Below are 17,812 nucleotides of genomic sequence, written 5' to 3'. Positions count from 1 at the left end.
GTGTCGTCTCGGATAGCATCGGATCACGTCACATCCGTGACGCCGGACGAGGGGAACCGTACCCGGCCAGCGACAAGACGGTGCCGCGGGAGGGCGTGATGTCCTGGTTAATCCTTGTCGTATCAGGCGTTTTGGAAGCGGTGTGGGCCATCGCGCTGGACAAGTCGCAAGGTTTCTCCCGGCCGCTGCCCACAGGCGTGTTCGTTGTGGCGCTCGTGCTGTCGATGGCTGGACTGGCGGTCGCGATGAAGGAACTGCCCGTCGGCACCAGTTACGCGGTGTGGGTCGGGATCGGCGCCGCCCTCACGGTCACGTTTGCGATGGTGACCGGGCAGGAGGCCGCGTCCCTGGTGAAGTTGGCCTTCATCGTCGGAATCGTGGGCTGCGTGGTGGGCCTGAAGCTGGTCAGCGACTGATCTTTGTAAACCAGTTTTACAAAGCGAGCTTTTGCTGTTGACGCTGTGCGTATGCTTCATGCAATCCGATAGACCTAATTTGCTCAGGGGATACCGCATGTCGTTTTTGCTCACGCAGCCCGGATTACTCACCGGCGCGGCAACGGACTTGGCGGGCATCGGTTCGTCGCTCGATGCGGCCACGGCGGCGGCCGCGGCTCCCACGACGGCGGTGTCGGCCGCGGGGGCCGACGAGATCTCATCAGCGGTAGCGGCGATATTCCAGGCGCACGGTCAGCTTTATCAGTCCGTCAGCGCTCAGGCGGCGGCCGTGCATGCGCAGTTCGTGCAGGCGATGAAGGGCGCGGGTCAGGCCTACGCGCACGCCGAAGCCGAAAATGTGAGGTTGCAGGCCTAGTTACGGCCCTGGTTACGGCCCTGGTAAAGGCTTAGGTCTGGCTGTCGATCAACTGCAGCGCCCGCTCGAACAGGTACACCGTCCCGGCGTGCAGGTAGTCGCCCACCGACTTGTCGGCCTTGCCCGCGTACGCGCGGGCCAAGGTGCCCTCGATGACGATGCCGAGCTTGAAGCAGGCCAGCACGGTATACCAGGTGATGTGCGACAGGTCGCGGGTCGTGTTGGCGGCGTAGCACTGCAATAACTCGTCGGTGCTGGCCAAGCCGGTCTGATTGGCCAGCGCGTGGCTGAATACGGACGCCCCGTCGTCCTGGCGCCAGGTGGCGAGCAGCCAGCCGAGGTCCAGTAGCGGGTCGCCGATCGTGCACATCTCCCAGTCGACGATCGCAACCACCTCTGGGCCGGTGTTCGAGAACATCACGTTGGCGGCGTGGTAATCGCCGTGCATGATCCCGGGCTTCCACGAGGTGGGCCGGTGTGTTTCCAACCAGCGGGCCACCTCGTCGACCCCCGGAATGTCGGGGCCCGGGTACCCCTCGTATTCCTGGTAGGAGGCCAGTTCCGAAAGCCAACGTGGCACCTGACGTTCCAGAAAGCCGTCGGGCTTGCCGAAGTCGGCGAGCCCGACCGCCACGTGGTCGACGGCACCAAGTTTGGCCAGCGCGTCGGCCATCGACAACCCCATGCCATGCCGAATCTCGGCATCGTTGGCGTGCAGCGGGGGCAGCCCTTCGCCGGCGTTGAAGCCGTCGACCGGCTCCATCAGGTAGAAAACCGCGTCACCGAGCACGCTCGGGTCGTCGCAGGTGGCGATGAGTCGAGGATGCGGCACGTCGGAACCGGCCAACGCCGCGAGCACGCGGGTTTCCCGCAACATCACCGCGTTGCTGCGGGGACGGAGGTGTTTGGGGCCGCGGCGCAGGACGTAGGGCCGACCGCTCCGGGTGAACCGCAGCATGATGTTCTGCGTCCCGCCCGTCACCGGGGTGACGTCCTCCAAGGGTCCTTCGCCGAGGCCCTGCCCCGACATCCAGCGCGCTACCGGTTCCAGATCCACCAGCGTCAGTCCTTGGCGCGCGGGGTGTATCGAACCGTCTGGGCCGCAATCACGCCGTCGCGAAATACGAACGTGTCGACGCCGTCGTCGACGCGGTTTACGCCCGACTCGGCCGCCCATTCGAGGAAGAGCACGTCGCCATCGAAGATCATGGTCTTCAGGTCCCAGGCCGCGTCGGGCAGGTCCTCGAGTAGCTTGACGAAAACCTGCCGGATTTCGTTCTTGCCGCGCGCGACGCCCGCCGAGGTGATTACGACGGAGTCGTCGGCGTAGTCGGCAACGATCTCGTCGAGATCGCCCGCCGCCAAAGCCTGACCGTGATGGGCGAATACTTCCTGCGGCGTGCCGGCCATATAGCTCCTTTGCTACTTGTCGAGCGACCTGACGAGAAACCTGTCGGGCTCCTGGGAAAAAGCGTAGGGCACTCTTGGCGAGCTCCCGGCGGCCTAGCCGACTGGAAGAATAGTTCGCATAACTGACTTTCTGGGTCGGGGCTCGGTAGAGAGGTGGCCATGATCCGCACTGACAACGACACCTGGGACATCACCCAGAGCGTGGGCGCCACTGCGCTTGGGGTGGCAGCGGCTCGCGCCGCGGAAACCGAGAGCGAAAACCCATTGATCAGCGACCCGTTCGCGCGGGTCTTCGTCGACGCGGCCGGCCACGGCATGTGGAGCATTTACTCCAATCCCACGCTGCTCGCGCAGGCCGCCGATGTCGAACCCGGTGTGCGCGAACGGGTGCAGCTGATGGTCGACTTCATGGCGACCCGCACGGCGTTCTTCGACGGGTTCTTCCTGGGCGCCGCCGAGGCCGGTGTCCGCCAGGTGGTGATCCTTGCCTCGGGTCTGGATTCGCGCACCTGGCGGCTGCCCTGGCCCGACGAGCCGGACGGGACCGTGGTCTACGAGCTCGACCAGCCCAAAGTGCTGGAATTCAAGACTGCCACCTTGCGCGAACACGGCGCCCAACCGCGGGCGCGCCTGGTGACCATCCCGATCGACCTACGCCAGGACTGGCCCACGGCGTTGCGGGACGCGGGTTTCGACCCTTCGCGGCCGTCGGCGTGGTCGGCCGAGGGGCTGGTGCGATACCTGCCCGCGCGGGCGCAGGATCTGCTGTTCGAACGCATCGACGCGCTCAGCGCGCCCGGCAGCTGGCTGGCTACCAACGTTCCCGGCGAGGGCTACCTAGACGCCGACCTGGTGGCACGGCAGCGCGAGGACATGAAGCGCATGCGTGCGGTGGCGGCGCGGTTCGTCGAGACCGAGATGCCGGAGGTCGAAGACCTTTGGTACGCCGAGGAGCGCACTCCGGTTGACCAATGGCTGCGGGACCGCGGCTGGAACGTGTCGGTGACGGACTTCCCCGGACTGATGGCCCGCTACGGCCGACACCATCCCGAAGACATTGAGGCGCCCTTGCCGCCGACGCTGTTCGTCTCCGCGCAACGGCCCCGGGGCTGACCCCCTCCCGCGTCTTCTCGCGGCGAAACGGGACGGGCTACTGAGGTGCTCCGTGGGCGCCGGGTTGGCCAGGGGGTGTCCCCGTGCCCCCAGTTCCGCCAGTCCCGCCAAAGGCGTTCCCCGGTGGTGGGGAGGGGCTGGTCGCAGTTCCGCCGTCGCCACCATCGCCTCCCGCGCCCTGGATGCCGCTGCCGCCGTCCCCGCCATCGCCCGCCGTCGCGGTCGCGGTGGGAACAATGTTGAGGAGAGTGGCGGCTCCACCCATGCCGCCGTGGCCGCCGCTACCGCCGTCCCCGCCGTTGCCGCCGTCCCCGCCGATCGCGTCGCCCGTGCCGAGGCTTCTCCCCTCCCCGCCGTTGCCGCCGTTGCCGCCGCCGGTCGTTCCGGTGCCGCCGGCGGCACCGCGTCCGCCGGTCGCGTCGCCCGAGCCCTCGCCTTCCGCAAAGCCGCCGTTGCCACCATTGCCTCCCGCGCCCTGGAAGCCGCTACCACCGCCCCCACCATCGCCCGCTGTCGCAGTCCAGGTGGAAGCACCTAGTCGGACGGCGTCTCCGCCCATGCCGCCGTGGCCGCCGCTGCCGCCGTCCCCGCCGTTGCCGCCCTTGCCGCCAATTGCGTCGCCCGCGCCGTCTCGGTACGCGCTCCCGCCGTTGCCGCCGTTGCCGCCAGCGGTGGTTCCGGTGCCGCCGGCGGCGCCGTCAGCGCCCACCAAGGTGAACGCCGAGCCGAAGTTGAAACTGGTGGCCCCGCCCCCGTTACCGCCGTTGCCGCCACCCCCGGCGGTGCCGTTGCCGCCGACCCCGGCGGTACCGGCAATGACTTGTCCGCTCCCGGCGGTCGCGCTGCCGCCGTTACCGCCGTCCCCGCCGGTCGCGCCGCTGGTACCGGCGGCACCGTTTCCGCCGATCGCGTCGCCGCCGCCGCTGGTCGCGTTGCCGCCGTGACCGCCGTTGCCGCCGCCGGTGGTTCCGGTGCCGCCGGCGGCACCGTTTCTGCCGATCGCGTTCCCCGCGCCGTTGGCTGTCGCGTTGCCGCCGTTGCCGCCGTTGCCGCCGCGTCCGGCGGTGCCGTCACCACCGATCCCGGCAGTACCGCCGACGGCGTGCCCGGAACCCCCGTTGACCGCGCTGCCGCCGCTACCGCCGTCCCCGCCGGTCGCACCGCTGGCACCCGCCCCGCCAGCGCCCCCGATCGCGTCCCCGCTACCTTCGCTGAGTGCATTGCCGCCAGCCCCGCCCTTACCGCCGTTGCCGGAGTTGCCACCGGTGCCAGGCTCGCCACCGTGCCCGCCTTGGCCGCCGGTGGCGGTACCGGCGCCATCGCTGAACCCCTGCCCGCCGGCGCCTCCTGCGCCGCCGTCACCGCCGTTGCCAGCCGAGCCGGCGCTGCCCCCCACCCCGCCGGTACCGGCCGTCCCGCCGGCACCTGCGTTGCCGCCTCGACCTCCGGCGCCGCCGTCGCCACCCGTCAAGTCCATGTTGGAGCCATCAGCACCGCGCCCGCCGTTCCCGCCGGAGCCACCGTGCCCGCCGGTGCCGTTGGTGCCGCCAATACCGCTGCTGCCCCCCGCGCCACCGGCGCCACCCGCGCCACCGGCAAAGCCGTTGGTGCCGTTGCCGTTACCGAGCACGGCGGTGGTGTCGGCGCCGACGGCACCGTCGCCGCCGTTGCCGCCCTGTCCACCGTTGCCCGACGCGCCCGCCAGGCCGCCCCCAGTTCCCGCCGCCCCACCGACTCCGCCCGCCCCGCCGGCCCCGCCGGCGGCACCAGCCCCGCCCGCTGCATTGGGGGCGGAGGCGCCGTTGCCACCGTTGCCGCCTTGACCGCCGTCACCGCCCGTCCCACCATGACCGCCGTGGCCGAAAAACAAGCCCTGGGCGCCGCCGGTGCCACCGCGCCCTCCCGCCCCACCGGCGCCGCCGGCAACACCGGCCGCGCCCGTACCCACGGCAGCCGACGCGCCAGCCCCGCCCGCGCCACCCGCGCCACCGGCCCCGCCCGCTCCGCCCTGACCGAAGAAGAACCCCCCGGCGCCGCCCGCGCCGCCATTACCGCCAGCCATCCCGGGCGCCCCGGCTGCACCGGCCAGTCCGGCGCCGCCGGCCCCGCCGTTGCCGCCGGTGCCGAACAACCCTGCTGACCCTCCCGCGCCCCCGTCTTGTCCCGGCGCACCTGTGGCGCCGTGCCCGCCATTGCCCCACAGCAGACCGCCGTCACCGCCGCGGCCGCCCGGTGTGGTGGCATCGGCGCCGTGACCGATCAACTGGCGCCCAAACAAGATTTGAGTCGGTGCGTTGATCACATCGAGCAGCAATTGATCGATGCTGGCGGTTTCGGCCGTCGCATACGCATTGGCGGCACCGGCCACGCTGCGCATCAACTGGTCGTGAAACGCGGCTGCCTGCGTGCTGATGAGCCGATATTGCTGGCCGTGCGCCCCGAACAGAGCCGCGACTGCCGCTGACACCTCATCGCCGGCCGCCGCGATCAGCTGGGTTGTCGCGGCCTCGGCCGTTTGGTTGGCGGCGTTGACTGCCGCCCCGATTCCGGCCATGTCAACGGCGGCGGCTGCAACCAGTTCCGGTGCTGTGATCACGTAGGACATCCGAATTCCCCTAACCATGTCGCACACGCCAAGCCCTTTGCATGGTCCCGCTCAATCAGCCGGTCGAAGGGCAACGGAGACTTACCACGGCAGGGGTTGCTGGAAACGGTAAGAGAAAACATCCCTGGACGCGAGGGTTATGGCGGCGACAGGCTCAACACGTTCGATCTCTTTGCGACAACAAAGACCAGCGGCCCGTCAGACGCCATCCGGCCGGCTGGACTTCTCCAAGTCCTTCTTTATCGCAGCGATCGCATCGACCGGCGTCAGATTCTGGCCATCGCTGCTCTGGCCGAGTTGCGGCCACCCGGCGCCGTCCGGTCCGCGTAGTTGATCCCAGATCTCGCGGACCTTGGTCAGCAGCTCCCTTTGCTCGTCATCGGTGAGCGCCATCAGCGGTCCTCCGTTCGTGGTGATGCCGCAGGCGGCGGCGAACTGTTCCGGGGTAAGCCCGTCGGACGAATTCATGTCGCACCGCCCGAACGGTGGACAGCCCTGCGGCAGATTCGGGCTGTAGCCCGAGCCGTCGGTGTATTGGTGTGCGACCTGACCGGGCAGGTTCGGGTTGGACCCATAGCCCGCTGCGATGACGCGAAGTCCTTCCGGGCGCACCCGCCACATGGTATGGAAGTCGTAGGCGTTGGCGTAACCGATGATCCGTGCCCGCGAACCCGCGTAATCCGCCAAATTCCAATACAACTGGTTGATCCAACTCGAACCGTCGCCCGGTGGATTGCCGCCTGATTCGACATCGAGCATCAACGCGACCCGCGGGTGCAAGCCGCCGTTGGCGTCGATCATGGACCGCACGGTATTGGCATTGGCCAACCAATTCGGGCGCACGTAGGTGTACACGATTCCGAATGTCAGTCGTCCACTGTCCAATGCCGCACGCATCCACGCGTAATTGCGCGCGAAATTATGATCCCGATAAGTCCCGTCGCAAACGCGGATGGACAGCACCCGGTATGGATACGAATTATCCACTGGCACTTGGTATTCCGAGACATCGGCGAACAATGTGTCGGGCACGGCGCCCATGCTACAGGCGCAGCCGCCCCTGGGTATCGTCCCCAGTGTGGCGAAGCAGGGGCCCAACCGGAACGCCGATCGTCCCGCCCGGGTCGACGATGTGCACCGGATCGCCGCGTCGATGCCGCACGTCAAGCGCTTGGAAGGGCCTAAGGGGAACCCCATCTACCAGGTGGGCGGCAAGTCGTTCGTGTTCTTCCGAACGCCGCAGCCCGACGCCGCCGATCCCTCGACCGGCGAACGCTATCCCGACGTGATCATGCTGTGGGTGGAGTCCGAGGGCGACAAGCTGGCGCTGATCCAGGACGACTCATCGCCGTTTTTCACCACCCCGCACTTTGACGGTCATCTATCGGTGCTGGTGCGGGGCAGCCGGCTGGGCGAGATCGGTCTCGCCGAATTGACCGAGCTGATCCAGGACGCCTGGCTGGCCCGCGCCTCGAAGACGCGCGCCGCAGCGTGGCTGGCTGCGCACCACGTCGAGGGCGCTTGACCCGCGGCGCCTGACCCCGGAAAAGCCGATTAGGAATTTTGGCCTGGCGCGTTTAGACGTGCGTGCAATGGGCAAAACTAGCCGCACGGGAGTCTTTCTCGGACACAACGGAGGTCACGATGCGCGGGCGTGGAATTATTGGCGCAATTGTTCTGGTGTGGTTGTTGATCGGAGTGTTTGCAGCCTGGCAGCGTGGCTACTTCGAGAGTGGTCCGTCCAACTGCAGTACAACGGCATCAATCGCTACCACAGTGATAGCGGGTCCGTTGAATTACGGGCTTAACCCGGCGGTCACTTGCAATCAGCCGAATGTGCCGCAACCCAAGCAATAAAAGTGAACTCCCACCGTAAAAGAAAAGGAAACAAACCATGATTATCGTCGGGGCGCTCTTGCTCATCCTCGGGCTTGTGTTCGGCATTAGCTTGTTGTCCACACTCGGTATCGTTTTGCTTGTGATCGGTGTCGTCATGTGGGCCTTGGGGTCCATGGGACGGCCGGTCGCCGGCAGGCGGAACTGGTACTAACGCCAGACACACCCGAGATGTGGGGCCGCGTGACTAAACCAGTCACGCGGCTTCACAGGTTGCACATAGGTTTGGCATAGCTTTGCCTTAGCGATCTACGGATACTGGAAGCCGTGACCGCTCCCAGAACCTCAGTCGAGCGCGTCGTCATGTGCCGTTCCGACGGCCAACCTATCACCGTGCTGGTTGTCGACGACGAGCCCGTTCTCGCCGAAATGGTGTCGATGGCACTGCGCTACGAAGGGTGGAACATCGCCACTGCGGGCGACGGCGCATCGGCCATCTCGGCGGCCCGGTCCGAGCGTCCCGACGTCGTCGTGCTCGACGTGATGCTGCCCGACATGAGCGGCCTGGACGTGCTGCATAAATTGCGCAAGGAGAATCCGGGCCTGCCCGTCCTGCTGTTGACGGCCAAGGACGCGGTCGAAGATCGCATCGCGGGATTGACTGCCGGCGGCGACGACTACGTCACCAAGCCGTTCAGCATCGAAGAAGTGGTGCTGCGGCTGCGGGCGTTGTTGCGGCGCACCGGGGTGGCGACCGTCGACAGCGGGGCCCAGCTGGTGGTGGGGGACCTGGTGCTCGACGAAGACAGCCACGAGGTGACCCGCGCCGGCGAACCGATCTCTTTGACGTCCACCGAATTCGAGTTGCTGCGGTTCATGATGCGCAACGCCAAGCGAGTGCTGAGCAAGGCTCAGATCCTCGACCGGGTGTGGAGCTACGACTTCGGCGGCCGGTCCAACATTGTCGAGCTTTACATCTCGTACCTGCGCAAGAAGATCGACAACGGTCGCGAACCCATGATCCACACGCTGCGCGGCGCGGGCTATGTCCTCAAGCCGGCCCGCTAAAACCAAGCGCAGCTGGTCGCTTCGTCGCCGCCTTCTCGTCGGGCAGCTCATCGTCGTCACCGCAGTGTGTCTCGGCATCACCGCGGTGACCGAATTGGCGCTCTACCGCCAGCTGCTGGCACATCTGGACGGACATGTCATGGGCACCGGCAGCCGCTCCGCATTGATGTACCCGGAGCGGCCCAACCGTCCGCCGCGGTACGAACCGAGGCCGGGTCCGGGGCCACGCTTTGTCGATGCGCCGGGTCAACCGGCCCTGGTGGTCGGCGCGGTGGTCAGTGACGGGAAGACCGTTGACGCCGGATACCTGACCACCACCGGCGCGCGAGCCGCATTGACCGAGAAGGCCCAGGAACAGTTGGCGGCGGTCGCGGGTAGCCGTTCGCCGGTCACCGTGGATTTGGATGGTATTGGCCGGTACCGCGTCGTTGGCACTCCGAGCCGAAGCGGCGACGACATCATCGTCACGGGACTGCCGATGTCCGGTGTGGACACCGGCATGTTCCGGATGCTGATCATCTTCGTGATCGTGCTGCTGGTGGCGATCACCGGCGCGATCCTGGCCAGTGCCGTGGTCATCCGGCGGGCGTTGGCGCCGTTGCGGCGTGTCACGCAGACTGCGACCAAGGTCGTCGACCTTCCGCTGCACCGCGGCGAGGTCGAGCTGCCGCTGCGCGTGCCCGACGAGAATCCGTCCACCGAGGTGGGCCAACTCGGTTCGGCATTGAACCGCATGCTCGACCACATCGCCGCGGCCCTGTCGACACGGCAGGAGAGCGAGACCCGCGTTCGCCAGTTCGTTGCCGATGCCAGCCATGAGTTGCGCACCCCGCTGGCCGCGATCCGCGGCTACACCGAACTCGCGCAGAAGATGGGCGACGACCGGGAGGCGGTGGCGCATGCCATGAGTCGGGTGGCGTCCGAGACCGCCCGGATCACCCACCTGGTCGAAGATCTGCTGCTGCTGGCGCGTCTGGACTCGGGGCGCCCGCTGGAGCGAGAAGACGTCGACATGTCCCGACTGGCGGTCGACGCCGTGAGCGACGCGCACGTCGCCGGGCCCGATCACGAATGGGAGTTGGACTTGCCGCCGGAACCGGTGACGGTCACCGGGGATGCCGCGCGGTTGCATCAGGTGGTGACGAATCTGCTGGCCAACGCCCGCGTGCACACCGCCGCCGGCACCGTCGTGACGACGCGCCTGTCCACCGAGCCGGAAAACGTCGTACTTCAGGTCATCGACAACGGGCCCGGCATTCCCAAAGAAAAACAATCAGAAGTGTTCGAGCGGTTCGCCCGCGGCGATACTTCACGATCCCGCAAGGGCGGCAGCACGGGCCTGGGCCTGGCGATCGTGTCCGCCGTGGTGAAGGCACACCACGGAACGATCACGCTGAACAGCTCACCCGGTCATACCGAGTTCGCGGTGCGGTTGCCGCGCAATGGCAGCCAACCGTCCGCCGCCAGTTCCTAAGCGGTTACGGGCAGTTCACGTCGATTTCGAAGGGCTTCTTCACCACACCCTCCGTCGGGTTGGACGCGTCCACTCCGACCGCCGTCCCGGTGATCTTGTACTGGCTGCCATTCCTGGTTGCCGAGGCGTCTCCTTCGCCGGTTCCGGCGATGAAGTTCAAGGCGACGCCCTCGACGGTGCCGAGTCCCACTGACTTGACTTCAGGAGGAGTGGTGTCGGTGAGCACCGCGGCAACTCCGGCCTCTCGTGCGCCGATAGAGATGTTGACGTTGCCCGCCGCTGAGGAGCAGGTAACCGCGCCCGAGACGGTCTGCTCTTTTCCGTCGACGAGGACCTTCGTGACGCCGCCGCCGGAACCTACCGAGGTGGCACCGCCGTCGCTCGACTCGTTGCCCGAACAACCGGAAAGACCCGCGGCCAAGATCGCTGCCGCGGCAACCGAAACCGTCAGTCCACGCTTCACCTCTGCTCCTTTGCCCGTTAGAGCGATCCGCGGCTTTGCAGACCGCTTCGGCAGTATGCGACCTGTTCGACCGAAGATCTAGGTACAAAAAGGCCGAATTTTGCTTCGGCAATTCACGTCGTGTCGGAATCATTCCGCCGCGGCGCTTGGAATGGCAAAGTATTGCCGGTGAACCAGAAACCTCCCACTGCGGCCATCGAGTCGGCACATGGCCAGTACGCGCTACCTTTCGATGACACAAGGGATTTCGACGACGCCGATCGTGGATTCATCGCGTCCTTGTCGCCGTGCGTCATCAAGGCGGCCGACGGGCGCGTGGTGTGGGACAACGACGTGTATTCATTCCTGGACGGTCCCGCGCCGACCTCGGTGCATCCCAGCCTGTGGCGGCAATCGACGCTGGCCGCCAAACAAGGTCTCTACGAAGTGGTGCCCGGCATTTACCAGGTTCGCGGCTTCGACCTTTCCAACATCACCTTCATCGAAGGTGACACCGGGATCATCGTGATTGACCCGCTGGTTTCGACTGAGGTAGCCGCCGCGGCGTTGGCCCTCTATCGCGAGCACCGGGGTGCGGACCGGCCCGTCGTCGCGGTGATCTACACCCACAGTCACGTCGACCATTTCGGTGGCGTACTGGGCGTGACCACCCAGGCGGATGTGGATGCCGGCAAGGTGAGCGTGCTGGCGCCGGAAGGCTTTACCGCGCACGCCATCCAGGAGAACGTGTACGCGGGTCCGGCGATGGCGCGACGCGCCACCTACATGTACGGCACGGTGCTCGACCGGGGGCCGCAGGGGCAGGTGGGTTGCGGGCTCGGCCAGACCCCGTCCACCGGCGAGGTGGGGATCATCGTGCCGACCATCGACATCCGGACCACCGGCGAGACGCACACGATCGACGGCGTGGAGATCGAATTCCAGATGGCGCCGGGCACCGAGGCGCCCGCCGAGATGCACTTCTACTTCCCGCGCTTCCGCGCGTTGTGCATGGCCGAGAACGCCACCCACAATCTGCACAACCTGCTGACGCTGCGCGGTGCGTTGGTGCGTGACCCGCATGCGTGGTCGGGCTACCTCACCGAGGCGATCGACACCTTCGCCGACCGTGCCGATGTGGTCTTTGCGTCCCATCACTGGCCGACGTGGGGGCGGGAGCGCATCGTCGAATTCCTGTCGCTGCAGCGCGATCTCTATGCGTACCTGCATGACCAGACACTGCGGTTGCTCAATCAGGGTTACACGGGGGTGGAGATCGCCGAGCAGTTCCAGATGCCCCCGGCGTTGGAACGGGCCTGGCACACCCGGGGTTACTACGGTTCGGTCAGCCACAACGTGAAGGCGGTCTATCAGCGCTACATGGGTTGGTTCGACGGCAACCCGGGTCGGCTGTGGCCGCATCCGCCGGAGGCGCTGGGCCCGCGTTACGTCGAGGCGCTGGGTGGTCTCGACCGGGTCGTCGAGCTCGCGCAAGCGGCCTTCGACTCGGGCGACTTCCGTTGGGCGGCAACCCTTCTCGACCACGCGATGTTCACCGACGCCGAGCATTCCGCCGCCCGGACGTTGTATGCGGACACCTTGGAGCAGCTCGCGTACGGCGCCGAGAACGCGACGTGGCGCAATTTCTTCCTCAGCGGTGCAACCGAACTGCGCGAGGGTAACTTTGGCACGGCGACGCAGGCCACCTCGCCAAGCATGCTTATGCAGCTGACCCCGGATCAGATCTTCGACAGCCTCGCGATCCGGATCAACGGCCCCCGCGCCTGGGACCTCGACATCGCCATCGACATCACGTTCGCCGATCTCGACGCCAACTACCGTTTGGCTTTGCGTAACGGTGTGCTGGTCCACCGGAAGGTGGCCGCGGATGCGGCGACCGCGACGGTTACGGTCAAGCTGGCCAGCAAGTTTCGGCTGCTCGGCGTGGTATTCGGCGACTTGGATTCGCCCGGACTCGAGATCACCGGCGACCAGTCCGCGCTGCAGTCGCTGATTGGTGTGCTCGATGCGCCGGACCCCAACTTCAACATCGTGACGCCGTAGGCTGAGGCTTTGCCGCTGTCGCCGAGGTCGCCGCTGTCGCCGAGTGTGTGGCCTGTGGCCCCGGAATCGCGGAAGTTGGTGCGTAGGGCGCACGTTCGGCGCGCATCGACCGCCGCGGCCTTCGCCCAGCGTGTGGCCTATGGCCCTGGAATCGCGGAAGATGGTGCGCAGGCCACACATTCGACGCGCATCGACCGCGCATCTAACGCGCGGTGACGCGCACACACCTAGACGTCGATGACTACCTTGCCGAGCACTTTGCGCTCGGCTACATAGCGCAGCGCCGCGGGTGTTTCCGCCAGCGGAAAGCGGGCGCCGATGTACGGGCGCACCTTGCCGGCGGTGAACAGGTGCGACAACTCTTCGATGTCACGCGCGTACTCGTCCGGATGCTCGGCCATGAACGTGCGAATCTCCATGCCGCGCACCGTAAGGTCCTTGAGCAGAACAAGATTGAGGGGAATCGCCGGGATGCTGCCGGCCGCATAGCCAAGGGTGACGAACGTCCCGCCGCGTGCCAGACCGCGCAACGCCGGCTCCGCATACTTACCGCCGACCGGGTCGATGACCACCCGGGCGCTGTCTCCGGTGAGCTCCCGAATGCGTGACTTCAGATCCTCGCGGTCGTAGTCGACGGTCGCTTCGGCCCCACGCTGCCGGCACAACTCGAGTTTTTCCGGGCTGGAAGCCGCCGCCAGCACACGCGCGCCAAGGGCCACCGCAAGATCGACGGCCGCCAGACCCACCCCGCCCGCCGCGCCCAGAACGACGACCCAATCCCCGGCCGCCACACCGGCGGTGGAGCGCAGCGCGTGGTAGGCGGTGCGGTAGGTGACGCCGAACGCCGCCCCCGAGGCGAAGTCGGCGTCGTCGGGCAGCGGCGTCGCCACGCTCGACTCGAGCAGCGCCAATTCGGCGAACGCACCGAACGTGGTGCCGAACACCCGCTGGCCCGGCTGGAACGATGCACCCTCGCCCGCGGCGATCACTTCACCGGCGATCTCATTGCCAGGTATGAACGGCGGCGGAATCTTGACCTGGTACTTGCCCGCGATGAAAAGAACGTCGGGAAAATTGACCGCCGCCGCGTGCACCCGGACCAGCACCTGGCCGGGACCGGCCACGGGGTCGTCAACCTCGTCGAGGACCAGGTCCTCTGGCGGCCCGTAGGCACGGCAGACGATCGCATGCATCAATCAACTCCCAACCCGCGTAAGCAGAATCGCACCAGATGCTCGATATCCGCCGGCGCAGGACGGTCGGTCGAGCCCACGTATCGTCGCATGGTTGCCGTCGTGCAGCCGAAGACGGCCTCGACATCGCGATCGACGTCGTCGCTGCCCAACTCCGTGATCGGCTCGACAAGCAGATCCCGCAGCGGCCGCATCATCTCCTGGGAGGCGGTGCCCCCTCCGGTGGCGCCGGTCAGTTGTCCCGCGGCCGCCCGGCTCATGCTCAGCAGGTGCGGGTCGGCAACCTGGGCCAGGGTGCCTTCGATCCAGCGCGCCACCTTGTCCTGTGGCCGGGACTCCTTGGCCATTTGGTGCTCGAGGTACGACACGACGATCGCCACCCCGCGTTCCATGACGGCCAGGATGAGGTCGTCCTTGCCCGCAAAATACCGGTAGAACGCCTTGTTCGACGAGCCCGCTTCGGCGACGATGTCGCTCACCCGCGGCGGCTCGGGCGCCACCCGTTCCATTACCCGTACCGCCGCCGCCAGGATGCGTTCCACCTCCTCGGTGGCGCCGCGGTGACGGTCGTCGAGTGCGCGTTCGACGGCCGCAATGACCCTGCTGTTCATGGCTAATCAGGCAGTGCCGGCACACGATCGACGAGGTCGCCGTACTTCTTGCGGGCGGCCTCGCGACGGACATCGCGCAGTTCGCTTGGCCATTCCGCGTCCTCGGCGTCATAACCCCTGAGCAGCATCTTGGCCAGGTTGACCTTGTGTGCCTCGGTCGGCCCGTCGGCCAGGCCGAGCGCGATGCCGCCGAGCAGCGCATTGACCAGGGGCAGTTGATCGGTGAGCCCGAGCGCACCGTGGACTTGGATGGCGCGCAATGCGATCGACTTGAGCACTTGCGACGCCAGGATCTTGCACGCCGCGATCTCGGTGCGCGCGGCCTGTTCGTGGCCGTTGTCGATCAGCCAGGCGGCGTGCAGCACGGTGAGTCGGAACGGGATCAACTCGGTGTACGAGTCGGCGATGAACTCCTGCACCAACTGCTTGTCGGCCAGCGGACTGCCCTGGGTGAACCGGCTTTTCGCGCGCCGCGACATCATCTCGACGGCCCGCTGCGCGACCCCGATCGACCGCATCGCGTGATGTAGTCGCCCGCCGGCCAGTCGGGTCTGCAGGATCAGGAAGCCCTGGCCCGGCTCGCCGAGCAGCGCGTCCGGACCCACCCGCACGCCGTCGTAGCGCACCAGGGAGTGGCCGGGTTCGTGCGCGTCCGCTCCGACGAGGTGGTAGTCGGCTTCGATGGTCAGTCCCTCGGCACCGGCCGGGACCAGGAACGTCGAGGCGCCGCGATGGACGGGCACGTCGGGATCGGTGATGGCGACCACGATGAAGAACGACGCGACGGAAGCGTTGGACGAGAAGAACTTTCGCCCGGTGATCACCCAGTCGTCACCGTCCCGCACGGCTTGGGTCTTGAAAACCCTTGGGTCGGAACCACCTTGGGGTTCGGTCATCGAGAAACAGGAGAAGATCTCCCCGGACAACAGTCCTGCCAGATAGCGGTCCTTCTGCTCCTGGGTGCCGAACCGGGCCAGGATCTCCGCGTTGCCGGTGTCGGGGGCCTGGGTACCGAAAACGATGGACGCCCACGGGCTACGGCCCAGGATCTCGTTGATCAGCGTCAGCTTGACCGCACCAAAACCCTGCCCGCCCAACTCGGGTCCCAGATGTGGCGCCCACAAACCCTGGTCGCGCACCTGCTGCTTGAGCGGATCGACGATGCGGCGTCGTTCCTCGTTGAGCGGCAGGAATTCGCATCCCGGGAACAGCACTTCCAGTGGCTCCACCTCTTCCCGCACGAATTCGCGGACCCATTCGAGTTTCTTCTCGAACTCCGGTTCGGTGGAAAAGTCCCAAGGCATTTCGTTACTCCTGTCGTTACGGGATTCCGCCGTCGGCCCGCACGATGGAGCCGGTGGTGAAGCTGGACGCGTCGGACGCCAAAAACAACGCGGCGCCGACGATTTCGGCCGGGTTGCCGGCGCGCTGCAGCGAGAGGTGCGCGAACCTGTTGGTGGTGTCCTGCTCGAGGTTCCAGGCTTTGCTGACGTCGGTCAGGAAGGGGCCGGCCATCAAGGTGTTGACCCGGACGGTAGGTCCGAATGCTCGGGCCATCCCCTCGGTCATCGCATTGAGTGCAGCCTTTGCCGACGCATAGGGGACGATGTCGGGACTTGGGCGCAACGACCCCGCCGAACTCACGTTGATGATGGATCCGCGCCCAGCCGCCACCATCCGTTCGCCCACCAGCGCCGAAAGTCGAAACGGGCCCTTGAAGTTGAGATTGAGGATCGCGTCGAACAGTTTCTCGCTGACGTTGCTCAGCTTGTCGTAGAGCGGTTGCATGCCGGCGTTGTTGATCAAAGTGTCGACCTTGCCGAACTTTTCGTAGACCGCGTCGACCAGGCCGTCGAGTTGCTCCCAGCGGCCCACGTGCACCTGGTAGGGCATGGCGGTGCGTCCGGTCTCGGCCTCGATCTCCTTGGCCGTGGCCACGCAGTTGTCCATCTTGCGGCTGGCGATCACCACGTCGGCCCCGCACCGGGCCGCCGCGAACGCCATCTCCCGGCCCAACCCGCGGCTGCCGCCGGTGATCAGCACCACCCGATCGGTGAGGTCGAAAAGCTGGTCGGCATAACCCATTTCAGCGCCCCTTGGTCGATCGAGCGAGTTCGGCGGCAGTGGCGATGAGCTGCAGGATCATCGGCCCGAATGCGTCGGTGATCTTGGGATCCACTTTTCCGGTGCGCACACCGGCTGCGTACGTTTTCTCCAACACGATCCCCAGCTTCCAGTTCGCCAGCACCAGGTAGTAGTCGATGTTCTCGGTGGATAAACCGCTGATGCTCTCGTAGTGCTGCAGCAATTCACTGCGCGTCGGCATACCGCGCATGTCCAGATAGAACCCGTCGGCGCGGGGCTCCTCACCGTCGTAACCCAACAGCGCCCAGGCCAGATCCAGCAGCGGGTCACCGACCGTGGTCATCTCCCAATCGACGATCGCGGCCAGCCGCGCCGGTTCCCCGTGCGCGAACATGACATTGGCGAACTGGTAGTCGCCGTGCATGATGCCCGGCGTGTAGTGGTCGGGACGGTTGCGGCGCAGCCACTCCGACGCCTCGTCCAGACCTGGGAGATCGCGCACCCGGTAGGCGTCGAGGAACTTCAGCCAGCGGTCGACCTGGCGCTCGTGGAATCCGTCCGGACGGCCGAAGCCTTCGAGGCCTTGGGCGCGCCAGTCCACCCGGCCCAACTTGGCCGCGCCGCCGACGAGTTCGAAAGCCAGCCCGCGCCGTGCGGCTAGGTCGGTATCGAACGGGGCCCGCCATCCGCCGTCCATCGGGCTCCATCCGTCGATCGCCCGCATCACGTAGAACGGCATGCCCAGCACCGAGCCGGACTCGTCGGCCGCGATCAGCTCGGCGTGCGGCACATCGGTGCCTGACAATGCCCGCACCAAGCGGATCTCGCGCAGCAACCCGTCGATTCGCGCGGCGTCAGCGCGGGGTCCGGGCATTCGCAGCACCATGCGCTCGTCGCCGCGAGTGATCAGGTAGAGGGTGTTTTGCGATCCGCCACTCAGTTGCTCGAGCACCGGCTGTTCGCCACTGCCCGGGGCCTTTTCGGCGTCCAGCCAACGTCCGAGCGCTACCGCGTCCATTGCGCACACCCCAATCTCCGTACGGAGAATAACATTCTCCCGTCTGGTGCGACGCCGTCCACCGGTCATGCGACGCTTAG

17 protein-coding genes, 1 pseudogene and 1 riboswitch are annotated in these 17,812 nt (G+C 66.7%); of the genes and pseudogenes, 8 read left to right on the top strand and 10 right to left on the bottom strand.

The annotated features are described in order from the left end of the window. Positions 1 to 22 precede the first annotated feature (22 nt). Positions 23 to 87: riboswitch (guanidine-III (ykkC-III) riboswitch) on the top strand. Positions 88 to 98: 11 nt separating this feature from the next. Together G6N68_RS26935 and G6N68_RS26930 are read left to right on the top strand one after the other, a co-directional pair. Beyond that, positions 99 to 416, top strand: coding sequence for a DMT family transporter (locus G6N68_RS26935; protein ID WP_163719230.1), 318 nt, complete (start codon positions 99 to 101; stop codon positions 414 to 416). Between the two features lie 97 nt (positions 417 to 513). Further along, positions 514 to 798: pseudogene (locus G6N68_RS26930) on the top strand (PE family protein); the annotation flags it as partial. A 46-nt stretch (positions 799 to 844) separates the two neighbouring features. Here the strand turns inward: G6N68_RS26930 and G6N68_RS26925 are convergent. Continuing rightward, positions 845 to 1,843, bottom strand: coding sequence for a phosphotransferase family protein (locus tag G6N68_RS26925; RefSeq protein ID WP_163719979.1), 999 nt, complete (start codon positions 1,841 to 1,843; stop codon positions 845 to 847). A gap of 32 nt (positions 1,844 to 1,875) precedes the next feature. Beyond that, positions 1,876 to 2,223 carry a nuclear transport factor 2 family protein gene (locus G6N68_RS26920; RefSeq protein ID WP_163719228.1) on the bottom strand — a complete coding sequence of 116 codons (348 nt, stop codon included), beginning with the start codon at positions 2,221 to 2,223 and terminating at the stop codon, positions 1,876 to 1,878. Between the two features lie 159 nt (positions 2,224 to 2,382). On the opposite strand from G6N68_RS26920, the gene G6N68_RS26915 reads away from it, so the two are divergent. Continuing rightward, positions 2,383 to 3,336 carry a class I SAM-dependent methyltransferase gene (locus G6N68_RS26915; RefSeq protein ID WP_163719227.1) on the top strand — a complete coding sequence of 318 codons (954 nt, stop codon included), beginning with the start codon at positions 2,383 to 2,385 and terminating at the stop codon, positions 3,334 to 3,336. A gap of 37 nt (positions 3,337 to 3,373) precedes the next feature. On the opposite strand, the gene G6N68_RS31920 is transcribed toward G6N68_RS26915, so the two are convergent. Continuing rightward, positions 3,374 to 5,941, bottom strand: coding sequence for a PE family protein (locus G6N68_RS31920; protein WP_240355931.1), 2,568 nt, complete (start codon positions 5,939 to 5,941; stop codon positions 3,374 to 3,376). Between the two features lie 198 nt (positions 5,942 to 6,139). Next, complete coding sequence (locus tag G6N68_RS26905; RefSeq protein ID WP_205351528.1) at positions 6,140 to 6,973, bottom strand: hypothetical protein; 834 nt, start codon at positions 6,971 to 6,973, stop codon at positions 6,140 to 6,142. Positions 6,974 to 7,094: 121 nt separating this feature from the next. On the opposite strand from G6N68_RS26905, the gene G6N68_RS26900 reads away from it, so the two are divergent. From G6N68_RS26900 to G6N68_RS26880, 4 genes are all read left to right on the top strand, one after another. Then, positions 7,095 to 7,466 carry an MmcQ/YjbR family DNA-binding protein gene (locus G6N68_RS26900; RefSeq protein ID WP_163719975.1) on the top strand — a complete coding sequence of 124 codons (372 nt, stop codon included), beginning with the start codon at positions 7,095 to 7,097 and terminating at the stop codon, positions 7,464 to 7,466. A gap of 119 nt (positions 7,467 to 7,585) precedes the next feature. Then, positions 7,586 to 7,798 carry a hypothetical protein gene (locus G6N68_RS31225; RefSeq protein ID WP_163719226.1) on the top strand — a complete coding sequence of 71 codons (213 nt, stop codon included), beginning with the start codon at positions 7,586 to 7,588 and terminating at the stop codon, positions 7,796 to 7,798. Positions 7,799 to 8,140: 342 nt separating this feature from the next. Beyond that, entirely contained in the window at positions 8,141 to 8,845 is a 705-nt protein-coding gene (gene tcrX, locus G6N68_RS26885; protein WP_163719974.1) for a two-component system response regulator TcrX, read from the top strand. Beyond that, positions 8,823 to 10,319, top strand: a complete 1,497-nt coding sequence (locus tag G6N68_RS26880; protein ID WP_163719224.1) for a sensor histidine kinase — start codon at positions 8,823 to 8,825, stop codon at positions 10,317 to 10,319. Before tcrX ends, G6N68_RS26880 begins: the two co-directional genes overlap by 23 nt. 4 nt (positions 10,320 to 10,323) lie before the next feature. Here G6N68_RS26880 and G6N68_RS26875 read toward each other — a convergent pair whose 3' ends face one another. Continuing rightward, positions 10,324 to 10,782, bottom strand: a complete 459-nt coding sequence (locus tag G6N68_RS26875) for a lipoprotein LpqH (protein ID WP_163719223.1) — start codon at positions 10,780 to 10,782, stop codon at positions 10,324 to 10,326. Between the two features lie 162 nt (positions 10,783 to 10,944). On the opposite strand from G6N68_RS26875, the gene G6N68_RS26870 reads away from it, so the two are divergent. Continuing rightward, on the top strand, positions 10,945 to 12,825 hold the full coding sequence (locus G6N68_RS26870) for an alkyl/aryl-sulfatase (protein WP_163719972.1): 1,881 nt from the start codon (positions 10,945 to 10,947) through the stop codon (positions 12,823 to 12,825). A gap of 227 nt (positions 12,826 to 13,052) precedes the next feature. Here the strand turns inward: G6N68_RS26870 and G6N68_RS26865 are convergent, their stop codons facing one another. From G6N68_RS26865 to G6N68_RS26845, 5 genes are read right to left on the bottom strand one after another with little or no spacing between them, the layout of a single operon-like run. Then, the gene (locus tag G6N68_RS26865; RefSeq protein ID WP_163719222.1) at positions 13,053 to 14,018 is read right to left on the bottom strand and encodes an NADPH:quinone oxidoreductase family protein; all 966 of its coding nucleotides are present in this window, start codon (positions 14,016 to 14,018) and stop codon (positions 13,053 to 13,055) included. Continuing rightward, complete coding sequence (locus G6N68_RS26860) at positions 14,018 to 14,629, bottom strand: TetR/AcrR family transcriptional regulator (protein WP_163719221.1); 612 nt, start codon at positions 14,627 to 14,629, stop codon at positions 14,018 to 14,020. Before G6N68_RS26860 ends, G6N68_RS26865 begins: the two co-directional genes overlap by 1 nt. 2 nt (positions 14,630 to 14,631) lie before the next feature. Then, on the bottom strand, positions 14,632 to 15,933 hold the full coding sequence (locus G6N68_RS26855; protein ID WP_163719220.1) for an acyl-CoA dehydrogenase family protein: 1,302 nt from the start codon (positions 15,931 to 15,933) through the stop codon (positions 14,632 to 14,634). Between the two features lie 16 nt (positions 15,934 to 15,949). After that, positions 15,950 to 16,714 carry an SDR family NAD(P)-dependent oxidoreductase gene (locus G6N68_RS26850; protein ID WP_163719219.1) on the bottom strand — a complete coding sequence of 255 codons (765 nt, stop codon included), beginning with the start codon at positions 16,712 to 16,714 and terminating at the stop codon, positions 15,950 to 15,952. Position 16,715: 1 nt separating this feature from the next. Continuing rightward, positions 16,716 to 17,732 carry a phosphotransferase family protein gene (locus tag G6N68_RS26845; RefSeq protein ID WP_163719218.1) on the bottom strand — a complete coding sequence of 339 codons (1,017 nt, stop codon included), beginning with the start codon at positions 17,730 to 17,732 and terminating at the stop codon, positions 16,716 to 16,718. Positions 17,733 to 17,812: the final 80 nt, after the last annotated feature.

The organism is Mycobacterium bourgelatii, from assembly GCF_010723575.1.
Classification (GTDB): Bacteria; Actinomycetota; Actinomycetes; order Mycobacteriales; family Mycobacteriaceae; genus Mycobacterium; species Mycobacterium bourgelatii.
This window is presented reverse-complemented; position numbering and strand designations above follow the sequence as displayed.

Excerpts from the sequence above, each read along its gene's own strand:
- G6N68_RS26935 (WP_163719230.1), top strand. The coding sequence starts at position 99 with ATGTCCTGGTTAATCCTTGTCGTATCAGGCGTTTTGGAAGCGGTGTGG.
- G6N68_RS26925 (WP_163719979.1), bottom strand. The coding sequence starts at position 1,843 with ATGTCGGGGCAGGGCCTCGGCGAAGGACCCTTGGAGGACGTCACCCCG.
- G6N68_RS26920 (WP_163719228.1), bottom strand. The coding sequence starts at position 2,223 with ATGGCCGGCACGCCGCAGGAAGTATTCGCCCATCACGGTCAGGCTTTG.
- G6N68_RS26915 (WP_163719227.1), top strand. The coding sequence starts at position 2,383 with ATGATCCGCACTGACAACGACACCTGGGACATCACCCAGAGCGTGGGC.
- G6N68_RS31920 (WP_240355931.1), bottom strand. The coding sequence starts at position 5,941 with ATGTCCTACGTGATCACAGCACCGGAACTGGTTGCAGCCGCCGCCGTT.
- G6N68_RS26900 (WP_163719975.1), top strand. The coding sequence starts at position 7,095 with ATGCCGCACGTCAAGCGCTTGGAAGGGCCTAAGGGGAACCCCATCTAC.
- G6N68_RS31225 (WP_163719226.1), top strand. The coding sequence starts at position 7,586 with ATGCGCGGGCGTGGAATTATTGGCGCAATTGTTCTGGTGTGGTTGTTG.
- tcrX (WP_163719974.1), top strand. The coding sequence starts at position 8,141 with ATGTGCCGTTCCGACGGCCAACCTATCACCGTGCTGGTTGTCGACGAC.
- G6N68_RS26880 (WP_163719224.1), top strand. The coding sequence starts at position 8,823 with ATGTCCTCAAGCCGGCCCGCTAAAACCAAGCGCAGCTGGTCGCTTCGT.
- G6N68_RS26865 (WP_163719222.1), bottom strand. The coding sequence starts at position 14,018 with ATGCATGCGATCGTCTGCCGTGCCTACGGGCCGCCAGAGGACCTGGTC.
- G6N68_RS26860 (WP_163719221.1), bottom strand. The coding sequence starts at position 14,629 with ATGAACAGCAGGGTCATTGCGGCCGTCGAACGCGCACTCGACGACCGT.
- G6N68_RS26855 (WP_163719220.1), bottom strand. The coding sequence starts at position 15,933 with ATGCCTTGGGACTTTTCCACCGAACCGGAGTTCGAGAAGAAACTCGAA.
- G6N68_RS26850 (WP_163719219.1), bottom strand. The coding sequence starts at position 16,714 with ATGGGTTATGCCGACCAGCTTTTCGACCTCACCGATCGGGTGGTGCTG.
- G6N68_RS26845 (WP_163719218.1), bottom strand. The coding sequence starts at position 17,732 with ATGGACGCGGTAGCGCTCGGACGTTGGCTGGACGCCGAAAAGGCCCCG.